Origin of the sequence: Aquimarina amphilecti (assembly GCF_900109375.1) — a bacterium.
Classification (GTDB): Bacteria; Bacteroidota; Bacteroidia; order Flavobacteriales; family Flavobacteriaceae; genus Aquimarina; species Aquimarina amphilecti.
The window spans coordinates 40,958-56,441 of sequence record NZ_FOAB01000005.1 but is presented as its reverse complement, the minus strand read 5'-3'; the positions used below and the strand labels follow the sequence as shown (position 1 = coordinate 56,441).

Annotated in this window: 14 protein-coding genes; 5 read left to right on the top strand and 9 right to left on the bottom strand. The window is 33.4% G+C overall.

Features of this window, described 5'->3' with window-relative positions:
- The first annotated feature begins 33 nt into the window (after positions 1-33).
- Positions 34-507 carry a TspO/MBR family protein gene (locus tag BMY33_RS13810; protein WP_091409583.1) on the top strand — a complete coding sequence of 158 codons (474 nt, stop codon included), beginning with the start codon at positions 34-36 and terminating at the stop codon, positions 505-507.
- A gap of 26 nt (positions 508-533) precedes the next feature.
- Entirely contained in the window at positions 534-1,091 is a 558-nt protein-coding gene (locus BMY33_RS13805; protein WP_091409581.1) for a TetR/AcrR family transcriptional regulator, read from the top strand.
- 100 nt (positions 1,092-1,191) lie between these two features.
- On the opposite strand, the gene BMY33_RS13800 is transcribed toward BMY33_RS13805, so the two are convergent.
- From BMY33_RS13800 to BMY33_RS13780, 5 genes are all read right to left on the bottom strand, one after another.
- Positions 1,192-1,974: a hypothetical protein gene (locus tag BMY33_RS13800; RefSeq protein WP_091409578.1), complete on the bottom strand. Its 783-nt coding sequence runs from the start codon at positions 1,972-1,974 to the stop codon at positions 1,192-1,194.
- Positions 1,975-2,048: 74 nt separating this feature from the next.
- The gene (locus BMY33_RS13795) at positions 2,049-2,606 is read right to left on the bottom strand and encodes a DUF1697 domain-containing protein (RefSeq protein WP_091409576.1); all 558 of its coding nucleotides are present in this window, start codon (positions 2,604-2,606) and stop codon (positions 2,049-2,051) included.
- A complete protein-coding gene (locus BMY33_RS13790) occupies positions 2,603-3,817 on the bottom strand; it encodes a BaiN/RdsA family NAD(P)/FAD-dependent oxidoreductase (protein ID WP_091409574.1) in 1,215 nt (404 codons plus the stop codon). Before BMY33_RS13790 ends, BMY33_RS13795 begins: the two co-directional genes overlap by 4 nt.
- Positions 3,817-4,494, bottom strand: a complete 678-nt coding sequence (locus tag BMY33_RS13785) for a glycerophosphodiester phosphodiesterase (RefSeq protein ID WP_091409571.1) — start codon at positions 4,492-4,494, stop codon at positions 3,817-3,819. Before BMY33_RS13785 ends, BMY33_RS13790 begins: the two co-directional genes overlap by 1 nt.
- 13 nt (positions 4,495-4,507) lie before the next feature.
- Positions 4,508-5,686 carry an acyl-CoA dehydrogenase family protein gene (locus BMY33_RS13780; protein WP_091409569.1) on the bottom strand — a complete coding sequence of 393 codons (1,179 nt, stop codon included), beginning with the start codon at positions 5,684-5,686 and terminating at the stop codon, positions 4,508-4,510.
- A gap of 390 nt (positions 5,687-6,076) precedes the next feature.
- On the opposite strand from BMY33_RS13780, the gene BMY33_RS13775 reads away from it, so the two are divergent.
- On the top strand, positions 6,077-6,388 hold the full coding sequence (locus BMY33_RS13775; protein ID WP_091409567.1) for a hypothetical protein: 312 nt from the start codon (positions 6,077-6,079) through the stop codon (positions 6,386-6,388).
- A 106-nt stretch (positions 6,389-6,494) separates the two neighbouring features.
- Here BMY33_RS13775 and BMY33_RS13770 read toward each other — a convergent pair whose 3' ends face one another.
- Genes BMY33_RS13770 through BMY33_RS13760 form a run of 3 tightly spaced genes read right to left on the bottom strand, consistent with a single transcriptional unit; the run spans position 6,495 to position 8,281 of the window.
- Positions 6,495-7,208, bottom strand: coding sequence for a tRNA1(Val) (adenine(37)-N6)-methyltransferase (locus BMY33_RS13770; RefSeq protein ID WP_091409565.1), 714 nt, complete (start codon positions 7,206-7,208; stop codon positions 6,495-6,497).
- A gap of 3 nt (positions 7,209-7,211) precedes the next feature.
- Positions 7,212-7,736, bottom strand: a complete 525-nt coding sequence (gene rimM / locus BMY33_RS13765) for a ribosome maturation factor RimM (protein ID WP_091410301.1) — start codon at positions 7,734-7,736, stop codon at positions 7,212-7,214.
- A 14-nt stretch (positions 7,737-7,750) separates the two neighbouring features.
- The gene (locus BMY33_RS13760) at positions 7,751-8,281 is read right to left on the bottom strand and encodes a 30S ribosomal protein S16 (protein WP_091409562.1); all 531 of its coding nucleotides are present in this window, start codon (positions 8,279-8,281) and stop codon (positions 7,751-7,753) included.
- Between the two features lie 349 nt (positions 8,282-8,630).
- Between BMY33_RS13760 and BMY33_RS13755 the strand changes: the two genes are divergently transcribed.
- Entirely contained in the window at positions 8,631-9,518 is an 888-nt protein-coding gene (locus BMY33_RS13755; protein ID WP_091409559.1) for a DUF6252 domain-containing protein, read from the top strand.
- A 262-nt stretch (positions 9,519-9,780) separates the two neighbouring features.
- Here BMY33_RS13755 and BMY33_RS13750 read toward each other — a convergent pair whose 3' ends face one another.
- Entirely contained in the window at positions 9,781-10,734 is a 954-nt protein-coding gene (locus BMY33_RS13750) for a bifunctional helix-turn-helix transcriptional regulator/GNAT family N-acetyltransferase (protein ID WP_091409556.1), read from the bottom strand.
- 208 nt (positions 10,735-10,942) lie between these two features.
- Between BMY33_RS13750 and dnaE the strand changes: the two genes are divergently transcribed.
- Complete coding sequence (dnaE, locus tag BMY33_RS13745) at positions 10,943-15,328, top strand: DNA polymerase III subunit alpha (RefSeq protein ID WP_091409554.1); 4,386 nt, start codon at positions 10,943-10,945, stop codon at positions 15,326-15,328.
- Positions 15,329-15,484: the final 156 nt, after the last annotated feature.

Sequence of the window (15,484 nt, the reverse complement as noted above, 5' to 3'; positions counted from 1 at the left end):
ATTGCTATTTTAGTATTTAACTAACTAATCCGAATGAAAAAAAAAATACTGCGTATTGGTATTGCCGTTTTACTATGCTTGTTAATTGGCTTTTTGAGTAGTATTGCTACACAAACATCGATTAGCACTTGGTATGTAGGATTGCAAAAACCCTCCTTTACGCCCCCAAATTGGCTTTTTGCTCCAGTCTGGACAATTCTATATATAATGATGGGAATTGCTGCCGGAATTGTTTGGAGTAAAGGTTTTTATCATAAATGGGTAAAAACTGCGTTATATCATTTTGGGTTTCAACTTTTACTCAATGCCGCGTGGTCCATTTTTTTCTTTGGATTACGTGATCCATTGATCGCACTTGTGGATATACTTGCCCTGTTTATCCTATTATTGTTTACAATCAAGTGGTTTAAAGTTGTTAACTCTACAGCCGCTTACCTACTTATCCCTTACTTGATATGGGTTGCTTTTGCAACCGCATTGAATTTTGCTATATGGCAACTTAACTAAACCAAGAATGAAGGAATAAAATTTTTATGAACAAAAAGTCAATTGTCTTACAGACAACTTTAGAATTAATCACAAAACAAGGAATACGGGCAACTTCTCTTTCGCAAATCATTAAAGAATCTGGTGTTGCCAATGGAACTGTATATCATCATTTTAAGAACAAAGAGGAAATTATAACTGAACTCTATTTAATGCTCACACAAGATTTTGGAACTGTTGTTATGCGTAATGTCCCTGAGGACGATATCAAAAAACAGTTTTCAATTATGTGGCTAAATTTATTTCATTATTTCGTGAATAACCCATTAGCTTTTGTGTTTTCTGAACAGATTGCTCGATCTCCAGAAATCCCTCAATCCTTAAAAGATAAGGCTAGACAATATTACGGAGAAATAGAAAATTATTTTAAAACAGGTATTCGCAAAAAAGTATTCAAGTCATATAATTCCATGGTTATGGAAGAATTATTTTTTGGAAATGTCGTGTCGCTAGTAAAAATTCACGAAAATGAAAAAGTAAAATTATTAGATAAGCATATCAATCAAGCCATAGAAATATCTTGGAAAGGGTTTCTTAGAGATTAGGTTTTTTTAAGGTAATTAAAATTAATGTATCCTTTCTGGTATTAACTTGAAAGGATACATTAATTTCTAATTCCGCAGATTTGTAATTTAGGCAGTTGCTTTAGTTGAATATTACATCTACACAAGAATCTTTATATAATTTTTTAACGGCAGCTTGTATAGCTTTTTTCGGGTCTTTTGTGTTTCCTATTGTTTTACCTTTATAGTACACACCTCCATTTCCTTTCCAGGAAAATTCATCGCTATGAGATTTAATAACCCTTAACCCATCCTTTTTGGTAATCTGAAAAGATTCTAATTTTTGATCATATTCTAATCCTGCAGGGAAATACACTTCCGTAACAAATTTTGTATCTCCATTTCCGTACATATAGCAAACACATTCTCCGATGTCCTTTGCCTCAGAAACTCTAACCATATTATTTTGTACAATCTTCCACCTTTCATCAATTTTCACTCCCACTAAATCCATCAACATAGTCCCTTTTTCAGCTAACTTCTTATCAATAAATGATTCAAAATTAACCACGGCAGAAATTATTCCAGCGTTCTCCTTTTGGTTTTGAAAAACGATTTTATCTAGTGTAAGTTTAAAACTATAATTATCATCATTAATGATATCGTCTAATTGTGAAGAAATGTTCTTTTTATCATAGTCCTTTCTTACCAAAGCTCCAGATAAATTTACATAAACCGTATTCCCACTATATTTTTCATCAAATAGATACAAGACACTATTTTTTTTAGCTCCTCTCTCTAGATCATTAATCTTATTGATATAATCCATCAATAATTTCTTGATAGGCTCTTTGTCATTCGCGTAAGCAACATTGGCATTATTACAAATAAAAATAATAATAAGTACTAGTGTAATTTTTTTCATAGTGTATAAGGTAATGGTTAAACCTTTTTAATATACGAAATTTTACACAGATTTCCGAGAAGTATGTCTACAACTTATTTTATTAAAAAACTTAATTCTAACAACTTATTCATTGTTTTAAGGTTTCTAGTTGTAGCCACACACTTCAATTTTTTTTCAAAAAAATTACTATGAAGCTTTGTTTTCCCATAACCGTTAGCAGCAAATAAATAGATCACATCTTGGGTTATGACAAATTCTTCTGGAGCAAAGGAAATTGTAGAAAGTTCTTCTACAGATTTTGTATCGGCTTGATTATACAATAACATGAAATACATTTTTTTACTCTCAATCTCATTATTTTCTATTCTCTTAATAAATGGATTATTATTGAGTAACGTATCAAGAGTTTCATGCGTAATCATCAAAATAGGCACATCAAAACCAAAACAATCTTCAATACCTGCTCTAACTATTGCCTCTAAGGATTTAATATCTTTTGATCTATGTTTAACCACGACATTACCACTCTGAATGTATGTTTCTACATCTGTAAACTCCAAACTAAGAAAGAGCTGCTTAAGAGCATCCATTTTAATTTTCTTATGTCCTCCTACATTAATTCCTCGAAGCAATACTATGTATGTATTCATGTCTTTGATGTAATAGCCTGGGCGGCAATATAAGCACCAGTCCAAGCATTCTGAAAATTAAACCCTCCTGTTATCGCGTCAATATTTAATATTTCGCCGGCAAAATATAGGTTTTCGTATTTCTTACTTTCAAAAGTTTTAAAATTAATCTCTTTAAGATCAATTCCACCAGCAGTCACAAACTCTTCTTTAAAAGTACTTTTGCCTTTAACCATAAAAACACCTTTAGTCAATTCTTGTGAAAGTTTCGAAAGCTGAACTTTATTAGTGTCTGCCCATCGTGTAGAATTCTCAATTCCAGAAGCTACAACCAAACTTTGCCAGAGTCTTTTTGGCAACTCGAATTGAGCGTACTTAAAAACCTGTTGCTTAGGGTTTTTATTTTTAAGTCCCTTAAGTAAATCAACAGTTTCTTCCTCTGAATAATCTTGCAACCAATTAACAGTAATTTCAAAATTATACTGATAAGAGTTTAGTTCTACAGCACCCCAAGCAGATAATTTAAGAATGGCCGGACCACTCATACCCCAATGGGTAATAAGCAATGGGCCATCACTAATTAACTTAGAATCCTTTACTTGTACCGAGGCGTTAGTTGCGATACCAGGCAAATCTTTTATTCTTGTATCTTTTATATTGAATGTAAATAATGAAGGAACCGCATTAATAGTTTTGAAATCTAATTTATTAAGCTTTGCCCAAATTTTAGGATTACTTCCAGTAGCCAACATCATTTTCTTCGCTTCAAAACTACCTTGGTTTGTAATCACTTTCCAGATTCCTTTTTCTTTATAAAAGTCTTTTACAGCGTGATTTTTTAGAACTTCGATTCCAAGTTTTTTTGTTTCAGATAAAAAACAATTTATAATAGTTTGTGAAGAATCCGAAACCGGAAAAATTCTCCCATCATCTTCAATCTTCAATTCTACACCACGACTACTAAACCACTCCATCGTATCACCAGTCATAAAGGTGTGAAAAGGTCCTACAAGTTCTTTTTCTCCTCTTGGATAATTCTTACTTAACTCATTTGGGATAAATTCTGCGTGCGTAACATTACATCGACCTCCTCCAGAAATCCTGACTTTAGACAACACCTCTTTTCCCCTTTCTAGAATTACTATTTTAAGGCTAGGATTCTTTTCGGCTACATTGATAGCTGTAAAAAAACCAGCTGCGCCACCTCCAATTATTAAAAAATCATATTGCATTAAGCAAAATTAGGGAAATCTGTAATGATACCATCTACCTTCCAAGTTTTTGATGATTCTATTTTAGATATATCATTTACGGTCCAAGTATACACTTTATAACCTTTATTTTTAGCAGAAGTAACTTCTTCTTTTTGCAAAGAACTTATCGGTGGATGAAGAGAAAATGCTTCTAACGTCTCTGCAACTTTAAGTATTGAAGGAATATTTTTCTCTGTTAAAACACCCAACCTAAATTTAGAAGTTCTTGATTTTATCTGAAATAACTGAGAATGATCAAAACTGGATAAAACAAAATTATCATAATCCCATTTCGAATCTTTAATTCGTTCTTCTAAGAGCTCTATAACAGGTATCGCTGAGCCAATTCCTTTAAGTTCTATATTAAGAGTGCATTTTGCATTCACAAAATCCAACACTTCATCAAGTGTCGGAATCCTATACTCACCTCTAGTTCTATACTTTTTTAATTCTTGTAATGTAAATCCTGAAACTTTCCCTTTTCCATTTGTTGTCCTCTGTAATGTTTCGTCATGGATGACAACAATCTCTCCAGATTTACATTTATGAACGTCAATTTCTATTCCATCGACATTATATTTTAAAGCTTCTCCTATAGACTCCAATGTATTTTCTGCAACCAATCCGGCTGCTCCACGATGTCCAATTATATTCATGGTTAAAACTGTTTTATTTAAAAGCTGCAATTCCTGTAATATCCATACCAGTAATCAATAAATGAATATCATGAGTTCCTTCATAGGTAATTACACTTTCTAGGTTCATCATATGCCTCATAATACTATATTCTCCTGTAATCCCCATTCCTCCAAGAATTTGTCTAGCTTCTCTAGCAATTTTTATTGCCATATCTACATTATTCCTTTTTGCCATAGAAATTTGTGCAGTAGTAGCCTTCCCTTCTTCCCTTAAAACTCCTAATCTCCAAGCAAGCAACTGAGCTTTCGTAATCTCGGTAATCATCTCTGCCAACTTCTTCTGTTGCAATTGAGTTCCTCCAATTGGTTTATCGAATTGAATCCTCTCTTTAGAGTAACGCAAGGCAGTATCATAACAATCCATAGCTGCTCCAATTGCGCCCCAAGCAATCCCAAATCGAGCAGAATCTAAACAACCTAACGGAGCTCCCAATCCACTTTTTCCTGGTAATAAATTTTCTTTAGGCACTTTTACATTATCGAAAATAAGCTCTCCTGTTGCCGAAGCTCGCAAGGACCACTTATTATGAGTTTCTGGCGTAGAAAAACCTTCCATACCTCTTTCTACAACAAGCCCATGAATTCTTCCTTCTTCATTCTTTGCCCAAACCACGGCTATATCAGCAAAAGGAGCATTAGATATCCATAGCTTTGCCCCATTGAGCAAATAATGATCTCCTTTATCCTTAAAATTAGTAGTCATCCCGCCAGGATTAGATCCATGATCTGGCTCCGTAAGCCCAAAACATCCCATAAACTCTCCAGACGCAAGTTTTGGAAGATATTTATTGCGTTGTTCCTCACTACCATACTTCCAAATTGGATACATTACTAACGAAGATTGAACAGAAGCTGTAGAACGGACTCCAGAATCTCCTCTTTCTATTTCTTGCATAATTAAACCGTAACTTATTTGATCTAATCCTGCTCCTCCATATTTCTCTGGGATATAAGGACCAAAAGCCCCAATTTCTGCTAACCCCTTAATAATCTGATTAGGAAATTCTGCGCGTTGAGCATATTCTTCTATTATAGGAGAGACATCTCGTTTCACCCAACTACGAGCAGCATCACGAACTAATTTATGTTCATCCGTTAAAAGTTCATCTAAATTATAATAATCTGGTGCTTCAAAAAGATCGGGCTTCATTATATTTTCTATTTATATTTTATACTATTTTCAAAATCACGGCTACTAAACCACTAACAAATGTAATTAATGAAAAAAGAGCAACCAATTTTTTTTGACTTCTTAAAATTTATTACCAAATGTTGAGGATAATTAATTCTTGAGATATAAATACAAGCACTATTGACAACAAAGCAGTCTAAAACTTAAAAAATCAATTTATTTGTAGCTAATTTCCGCATTCTTCATCTTATTTCCACACATTTTAGATACCCTTAACATTATTAATATTTTGTTTAAAATATTAATAATCAAATACTTAATCAAATACTGAGCATAAAAGTTCATCTGGCACAATTATTCCAATTATCTAAATATCGAAAATAAAGAATAATTAAAACCTAAAACAAAATGAAAAATTTATTTGTATTACCAGTATTGGCCTTTGGACTTTTATTAGGAACTCAGAATATAAACGCACAAGCAACATCTTCTGATGATACTGCGGAAGTTGTTACTCAGGAAAAATATATTGAATTAGCAGTTGAAAATTTACCTCAACCAGTACTTGATGCTGTTGCAAAAGATTTTGCTGGTGCAACTATAAGTAAAGCAGCTGCAAAAGAAGATGCATCAGAGTTTAAATTAGAGCTTACCAAAGAAGATGGTGAAACAGTTGAAGTACTATGTGATGCTGAAGGAAATTGGGTTGGCAAAAGTTAATCTCAATAAAAATCTTTAAGAGTGTTAATTTATAGAAATATAAATTAAGCTTCGTAGAGTGATTGAATTTGGAAAAAGGGGAGTTATAACAACTCCTCTTTTTTATTTACATTTTTAGATAAAAGTCTTGAGTTAAATCTATGTAACTAGAGGTATATTGATGTCGATCAGTTTCTATAACCAATTCATCTTTTTGAACATCGACTTCATCAAAACCAAACAAAAGTAGACTTCTCTTAATTTCTGAAGAAGGGTTTCCTTGAACGCGAGTAATTTTTTCAGGAAACAAACCTGTTCTTCTGGCTATCTCTATAGCATTATCTTCTTCCTTAAAAGGCAACACAACAGCAAATTTACCTTTTCTAGAAAGTAGATTTGAGACACCAACAAAAAGATGCTCAAAAGGTAGTGCATCCTCGAACCTAGCCATATCCCGAGTTGAGTCTTCTGTTTTATAAGTATCTGTGTAAAAAGGAGGATTACTGATTAATAAATCATATTTATCCTCAATCTCTTGAAAGAATTCTTGAAAAGAAGCATGATAACAGAATAATCGATCTCCCCAATCTGAAGCTTCAAAATTTTCTACTGCCTGCTCATAGGCATCGGCATCAATCTCCAATGCATCAATAACCTCAGCATAAGAACGCTGAGCCATCATCAAAGCAAGCACACCTGTTCCTGTTCCTATATCTAATATCGAAGAAATTTCATCTGATAAAGGAACCCAAGATCCTAATAAAACCGCATCAGTACCGATTTTCATTGCGCACCTATCTTGATGCACAGTAAACTGTTTAAAACGAAATGGCTTAGACATACGCTAAAGATATAGATCAATCAATCCCTCTGGAGTATTTACAAAAACAGTATTCGTTTTCCTATCAACCCTATCTATGAATTCATCATTCATTGGTATTAAAACCTCAATACCATCACGATCAATCTCAAAAAGCGCTTGAGCAGTACTATCATTTATATGTTTAATAACACCAACTTCTCCAAAAGCAGTATCCACAATCTTGAAACCTATTACTTCGTGAAAATAAAACTTATCTCCATCTAGCTTTGGCAAAAGACTTAATGGCAGATATATTTCTGCTTTCATCAGATCATCTGCATCTTCTTCCGAATCTACATCTTCAAATTTAACTCGAAGCAAATCACTTTTATGAAGTGAACTTTTTTCTATAAAAAATGGAACCAAGTTTTTATTATAATTAATAAAAACCGATTCCATTTTTACATAACTTTCAGGTTCATCGGTATCAAGTTTTATCAATACCTCCCCTTTAAAACTAAATTTGCTTACGATTTTGCCTAGATAGAAGCAATCTTCTTTCTTCATCGTCATTAATACAACTATTCTTCTTCGTTGCTAGCTTCTTCAGTTACTTCTTCTGTTGCCTCTGCAGCAACTTCTTCCGCTTTTGCAGCAGCTTCAACTTCAGCAGCTTCAGCTTCTCTCTTAGCGTTAACTTCTTTTTCTGCAGCAAGAGCTTTCGCTTTTTCATCAGCTTCTGCTTTTGCTAAAGAATCTTTCTTAGCACTTACAGAACCCTCTTTTTCCTGAACCCAAGCACTGAATTTCTCTTCAGCTTGCTCTTCAGTTAAAGCTCCTTTTCTAACACCTCCTGCAAGGTGATTTTTTAACATTGCACCTTTATAAGATAAAATAGCTCTAGCAGTATCAGTAGGTTGCGCACCATTTTGTAACCACTTAACAGCACCATCTACATTTAAGTCAATTGTTGCTGGGTTAGTGTTTGGATTGTAAGTACCGATTTTCTCTAAAAATCTACCATCTCTTTTTGCTCTAGCATCAGCTGCTACGATCCAGTAAAAAGGTTTCCCTTTTTTACCGTGTCTCTGTAATCTAATTTTAACAGACATATGAATTAATTTTTGGGTACTCGACCCCGATTATAATTAAGTGCGCAAATGTAATCATTTTTAGCAAATTAGGTTCAAAATAATCAATCTTTAAATTTTTCTAATAGGTCTAGTGAAAAAATAACGTCACAAATACTGATATGCTAAATTTTATTTAAAGTGTAAAAACCTACTTTTTTAATCATAAAAAATGATTTTTGTGTATTTCATCGATATTAATTTGACATTAATCGTTAAAAAAAATGATTTTATGTCCATAAAAATTGTTTTATAAAGATTTTCATGATATGTTTGCATAAGAAATTTTAGTTATGGTTATCCGTGATTAAATTTTTAAAGCCCCAAGCGTATGATTAGAAAAATTACTCCACTACTGGCAATTGTTTGCCTTTTCTTTAATTCTTGTACGACCGACATCGAGGTTAATACACCTGGTTTACAAGCTACTATTGACGGAAAATTATTTAGACCAGATATTAAGAAAGCAATAATTCATGACGATGGAACATTAGTTATTGTTGGAAACACAGGTAACGAATCGATAAGTTTTACTACATCATCTACCGATTTAGGGACCTATAGATTAGAACAACAAGCTATTAACACCGTAAGTTTTGAAGAAAATGATATTAAGTTTATTTCAGAAAATGGAATTACTAATGGACAAATTATAATAACAGAGATTTACAACAATCAAATTTCAGGTAATTTCTATTTTGAAGATTTAAAAGGAACGAATGGTAAATCCATGAGTTTTAGAAATGGATGGTTTTATAGATTACCTATTGAAAATTTTGTTCCTGAAGTACAAGAGGAAGAAGAAGAAATTATCATAAATGTTGAAGAAGAGGAAGAGGAAGAAGATCCTGAAATAAACCCTTGCCTTCTTAATGCTTCTCTCGTGGCAATGATTAATGGTAATGAAATGATTACTGATGATCATGATGCTATCCCATTTGGAGTAAACAACCCGTCGATTTTGATTAAAGCGAGCAATGAAGACGAAGAAATAACAATTGTTTTCCCAATTAATGTAACGGTTGGAGAACATTCTTTAACTGGATCTGGTGCCTATAGCGCAACATACAGTTTATATAACGATAAAGCATCTGCAGTCTCAGGAACACTAACAATAACATCTCATGATACCGAAACTAAATGTATAAGTGGAAGTTTTGAGTTCATCACGACAAGTGGAGTAGTTGTTACCGAAGGACGTTTTGAATACGGATATTAATCACAACTCAACTATAATTCGAAAAGCGTTCATCAAAAATTATTGATGAACGCTTTTTATTTTTTAAAGGATTTATATAAATATATAGAATCCATCATAACAGCCCAAGATTCTTTTCAAGCACTTAACAATATACATAGAGTACTTATGATTCGGCGAGGCGGCAGTTACTCCTATAAACTCATAAACAAATCAAATAAAGACTTATTAAGTATAATCTACAACCAACGCCGAACATAACTCCTTTTTACTTTTCACCACTTTAACCAAGATTAAGTTCCATCTGAATATTACAGCGTTCATATGGAGTAGGATGACCAACGATCTTTTTGAACCCTAATTTTTGATATAGATTAATCGCAGGAGTCAATACAGTATTGCTCTCCAGATAAATTTTCTTTGCATTTAAAGACCTTGATTTTTCAATAATTGCTTTCCCTAAAACCCAACCTATACCTTTGCCTTTAGCTTCAGAAGAGACAGCCATCTTCGCTAATTCAAAATCATATTCAGACTCATTCATTTTGATCAATGCGCACACTCCAACGGCTTTATTTTTATACAACGCAATTAAAATATGACCTCCTTTATCTAATATATATTCTTTGGGGTGCTCTAATGCTTTTCGGTCAGCCTCCTCCATCTTGAAATAATGATTTATCCATTCTTCATTTAGCTGTCTAAATGTTTGTTTATATTTTTCTTCATACGGTATGATTTCAACGTTATATGATTCTCGTTTTTTCTTCTGTTCAATAACTCGTTTTAGTAAAGACTTATCATCCAATAAAAACTCAAACTCTCCGATAGCATTCCACATATTATGCTTTGTCTGTACTAAAATATCGTCTACAGCACTCTTTACATCAAAACATTGATTCTCCATTTTTAATGCCAGACTCTTTCCTTTAGAAGTAAGCTTTATATTATTTTTTCTACCATCATTTTTGTCTTTCTCTTCAGAAATAATTCCATCCTTAGACATTTCCCGCACTATTTTACTAACAGAGGGGTGTGAGTGCCCTATCTCTTTCGCTATTTCAGTAATTGATTTTTCATTATTTTGAGACAAAACATAAAACACAGGAAACCATTTTGGTTTTAAACCAACCCCATACAATTCATATACCTGTCTCGCATCTTCTGTTATTCGTTCACTTAACATCCTTAACCTGCTGCCAATTGCCATTGTACCTATAGTATCAAAAAAAATCATATATAAAGTTATTTACGTAACTGATTACGTAAATATATTATTTTATTTATTTATTTCAAAAAATCAAATCCTTAACCCATTAAAAATATAGCTTATTCTCAATGGTTAATAATTCTGAATAACTTTTAGTCAATGTAACCTATCATTTTGGTTATTTTTGTGGATCACTTCCTTTGGAAGCTTGAACTTTCTCGAAACTGATCTTTTTATGTATTTAATTTTTGATACCGAAACTACAGGTTTACCTAAACGCTGGGACGCTCCTATAAGTGACACTGATAATTGGCCAAGGTGTATCCAAATTGCTTGGCAATTACACGATGAAATGGGGAATTGTATCGAGCATCAAGATTATTTAGTAAAGCCAGAGGGATTTAACATTCCCTATGACGCAGAAAAAATACATGGGATTTCTACTGCTTTAGCGGAACAAGATGGTATTACATTAGAAGAAGTTTTAGAGAAATTTAATATTGCCCTATCTAAAACCAAATTTGTTGTAGGTCAGAATGTTGGTTTTGATGTAAATATCATGGGTGCTGAGTTTTACAGACTTGGTATTGATAATGCATTACAAGAATTGCCTGTATTGGATACATGTACAGAGACCACTGCTAGCTTATGTCAGATCCCTGGAGGGCGCGGAGGAAAATTTAAACTTCCTACTTTAACAGAATTACATCAGCATTTATTTGGAACTGCATTTGGCGAAGCGCATAATGCAACAGCCGATGTAGAAGCCACTACTAGGTGTTTTCTGGAACTAATACGTAAGCAAATTTTTACTCAGGAAGAACTTGATGTTCAGTCTGATTATTTTCAGAATTTTAAAGAAATTCATAAAGAACCTATTCAACTGATAGGTCTTAAACACATAAACCTAAAGAAAGCTTCACAAAAGATACAAGAAGCTCTGAATCAACAAGGAGGTTCTGATATTTCTCAACAAGAGATTAAAGACAATATTGCCGCTCTAGATTCTGTAAATTTCGCACATCTTCATAATCATACTCAATTTTCTGTTCTACAATCAACTACTAGTATTCCTGATTTAGTAAAAGAAACTGCCAAACATAAAATGACGGCAGTAGCGATGACAGACCATGCGAATATGATGGGAGCTTTTCATTTCGTTTCTGCAGTTACCAATCATAACAAAAGTGTAAAAGCAGCAAATAAAGAAGCTATAGAAAATGGTGAAGAACCTACAGGTGTAGAAATAAAACCAATCGTTGGTGTTGAATTCTTTGTTTGCGAAAATCATAAAGACAAAACCAGAAAAGATAACGGGTATCAAATAGTTTTACTTGCTAAAAACAAAAATGGATATCACAATTTAGCAAAAATGTCTTCTATAGGTTTTGTAGATGGATTCTACTATTTACCTAGAATTGACAAAGAAGTTATTAAACAATATAAAGAGGATATCATAGTACTTACTGGAAACCTCTATGGAGAAGTTCCTAGTAAAGTATTAAATATTGGCGAAAAACAAGCAGAAGAAGCTTTGTTGTGGTGGAAAGAAGAATTTGGAGATGACCTGTATATTGAGGTTATGCGCCACAATCAAGAAGATGAAAATCGCGTAAATCAAGTCTTGATAGATTTCTCTAAGAAACATAACATCAAAACGATTGCCTCTAACAACACTTATTATTGCGAAAAAGAAGATGCCAATGCTCACGATATTCTTTTATGTGTAAAGGATGGTGAAAAACAGGCTACGCCAATTGGTAGAGGAAGAGGATATCGTTACGGCTTACCAAATCAAGAATATTATTTTAAATCTTCTAAAGAGATGAAAAATTTATTCAAGGATCTTCCTGAAGCTATTATTAACATACAAGAGGTCATTGATAAAATAGAACCTTTTGTACTAGCAAGAGATGTATTATTACCTGCATTTAATATTCCTGAAAAATTTCAATTTGAAGAAGATCTAGCCGACGGAGGTAAAAGAGGTGAAAATGCATACCTAAGGCATATCACCTATGAAGGCGCAAAAATACGCTATGGAGAAATCACCCCTTCTATTGATGAACGACTTGATTTTGAATTAAAAGTAATTGAAAAAACTGGATATCCAGGATATTTCTTGATTGTAGAAGACTTTATTCGTGCAGCTAGAGACATGGGAGTATCAGTTGGTCCTGGACGTGGATCTGCAGCAGGATCTGCAGTTGCCTATTGTTTATGGATTACCAATCTAGACCCTATTAAGTATGATTTACTTTTTGAGAGATTTTTAAATCCGGATCGTGTAAGTATGCCCGATATTGATATTGATTTTGATGATGAAGGACGTGGACGTGTTATGGATTATGTAATTGAAAAATACGGCGCCAATCAGGTAGCGCAGATCATTACATATGGTACCATGGCAGCTAAATCTTCTATTAGAGATACTGCTCGCGTACTTGATCTACCTCTTGGAGACTCAGATCGTATTGCCAAATTGATTCCTAACATGTCCAAACTAGGAAAAATATTTGGCGTAGATGAAGCTACGTTAAAGAAGAAATTTAGAAGTGACGAATTAGAAAAAGTAAATGAACTTCTGAAAATTGCAGAAGGTGATGATCTAGAAGCAGAAACCTTAAATCAAGCAAGAATACTAGAAGGTTCTGTGAGAAATACAGGGATTCATGCTTGTGGAGTAATTATTACTCCCGATGATATTACCAAGTTCGTTCCTGTGGCATTAGCTAAGGACTCGGATATGTACTGTACACAATTTGACAACTCTGTTGTAGAAGACGCAGGACTGCTAAAAATGGATTTCTTGGGATTAAAGACACTAACTTTAATCAAGGATACAGTTAAGATTGTAAAAGCTAAACACAATGTAGATCTTGATCCAGAGAATTTCCCATTGGATGATGAAGAAACATATGCATTGTTCCAGCGTGGAGAAACCGTTGGGGTTTTCCAATATGAATCTCCTGGAATGCAAAAATATATGAAGGAATTAAAACCTACAGTTTTTGCTGATCTTATTGCAATGAACGCATTATATCGTCCAGGTCCATTAGAATATATTCCTAGTTTTATTAATAGAAAGCACGGTACAGAAGAAATTATATACGATTTAGAAGCCTGTGAAGAATACCTAAAAGAAACTTATGGAATTACAGTATATCAAGAGCAAGTAATGCTACTATCACAGAAGCTTGCGGATTTCACTAAAGGTGAGGCAGATGTACTTCGTAAAGCAATGGGTAAAAAGCAAAAAGCGGTTCTGGATAAAATGAAGCCTAAATTCATCGAACAAGCTGCTGCTAAAGGTCATGCCGAAGAGAGTCTAGAAAAAATATGGAAAGATTGGGAGGCTTTTGCCGCCTATGCCTTTAACAAATCTCACTCTACGTGTTATGCTTGGATTGCATATCAAACAGCTTACTTAAAAGCACATTACCCTGCTGAATATATGGCCGCTGTACTTTCTAATAACATGAACGACATCAAACAGGTTACTTTCTTTATGGAAGAATGTAAACGAATGAAATTAGATGTATTAGGCCCTGATGTTAATGAATCTTATAGAAAATTCTCAGTTAATAAAGATGGTGCTGTTAGATTTGGTATGGGTGCAATTAAAGGAGTTGGTACGGGAGCTGTTGCCACTATTGTGGAAAACAGAAAAGAAGATGGGCCATACAAGTCCATTTTTGACATGGCTAAACGTATTGATTTGCGTGCAGCCAATAAAAAAGCTTTTGAGAGTTTAGCACTGGCGGGTGGTTTTGATTCTTTTGTTGAAACGCACAGAGGTCAATACTTTTATCAGGAAGGAGATAATGTTACGTTTCTAGAAAAGGCAATGAAATATGGATCTAAATACCAAGAAAACGAAAATTCTTCTCAGGTAAGTTTATTTGGCGAAGCCAGTGATGTTCAGATTCCTGAGCCGATTGTTCCTCCTTGCGAAGAATGGGGAACTATGGAAAAGCTAGCCAGAGAAAAGGAAGTAGTAGGAATTTATCTTTCTGGACACCCGTTAGACGATTTTAAATATGAAATGAAATATTTCTGCAATGGAGATCTTCTGAATTTTGGAGATTTAGAAAACAATTTGAATCGAGAAGTCTCTTTTGGAGGTGTAATCACAGGTGTAGAACATCGTACTTCTAAAAATGGAAAAGGCTGGGCTATCTTTACTATTGAGGATTATAATACAGCACATGAGTTTAGAATTTTTGGTGAGGATTACCTGAAACATAGACCTTTCTTAGTACAAAGCACTTTTGTATATGCAAAAGCATTTATAAAAGAAGGTTGGGTTAATAGAGATACTGGTAAAAAAGGTGATCCGAGAATACAGTTTAATAGTTTTCAATTGCTACATGATGTTATGGAAACATACGCTAGAAAACTGACCATACAATTAGATATTAATGATCTATCTGACAAAAGAATTGATGGACTAAAAGAACTATTAACAGAACATTCTGGAAACCACACTTTGAATTTTGTAATCTTCGAAATGGCCGAAAAATTAAAATTACATATGCCAAGTCGAAAACAAAAAGTAAATATATCTCAAGAATTATTAATGGCTCTAGAAAACGATTCAGTATACTATAAATTGAATTAAAATTTTAGATTAACTACCATACAAAACCAAGATTATTAGATTTTCTGTAAGAAAGGGAAATCACAAACACCTCCTATAAAAAAAACAAAAATAGCTATATCACATGTTAGTTAGCTAACACTTATAAAAATTTCACACACTCTTAAAAAGTGAAAA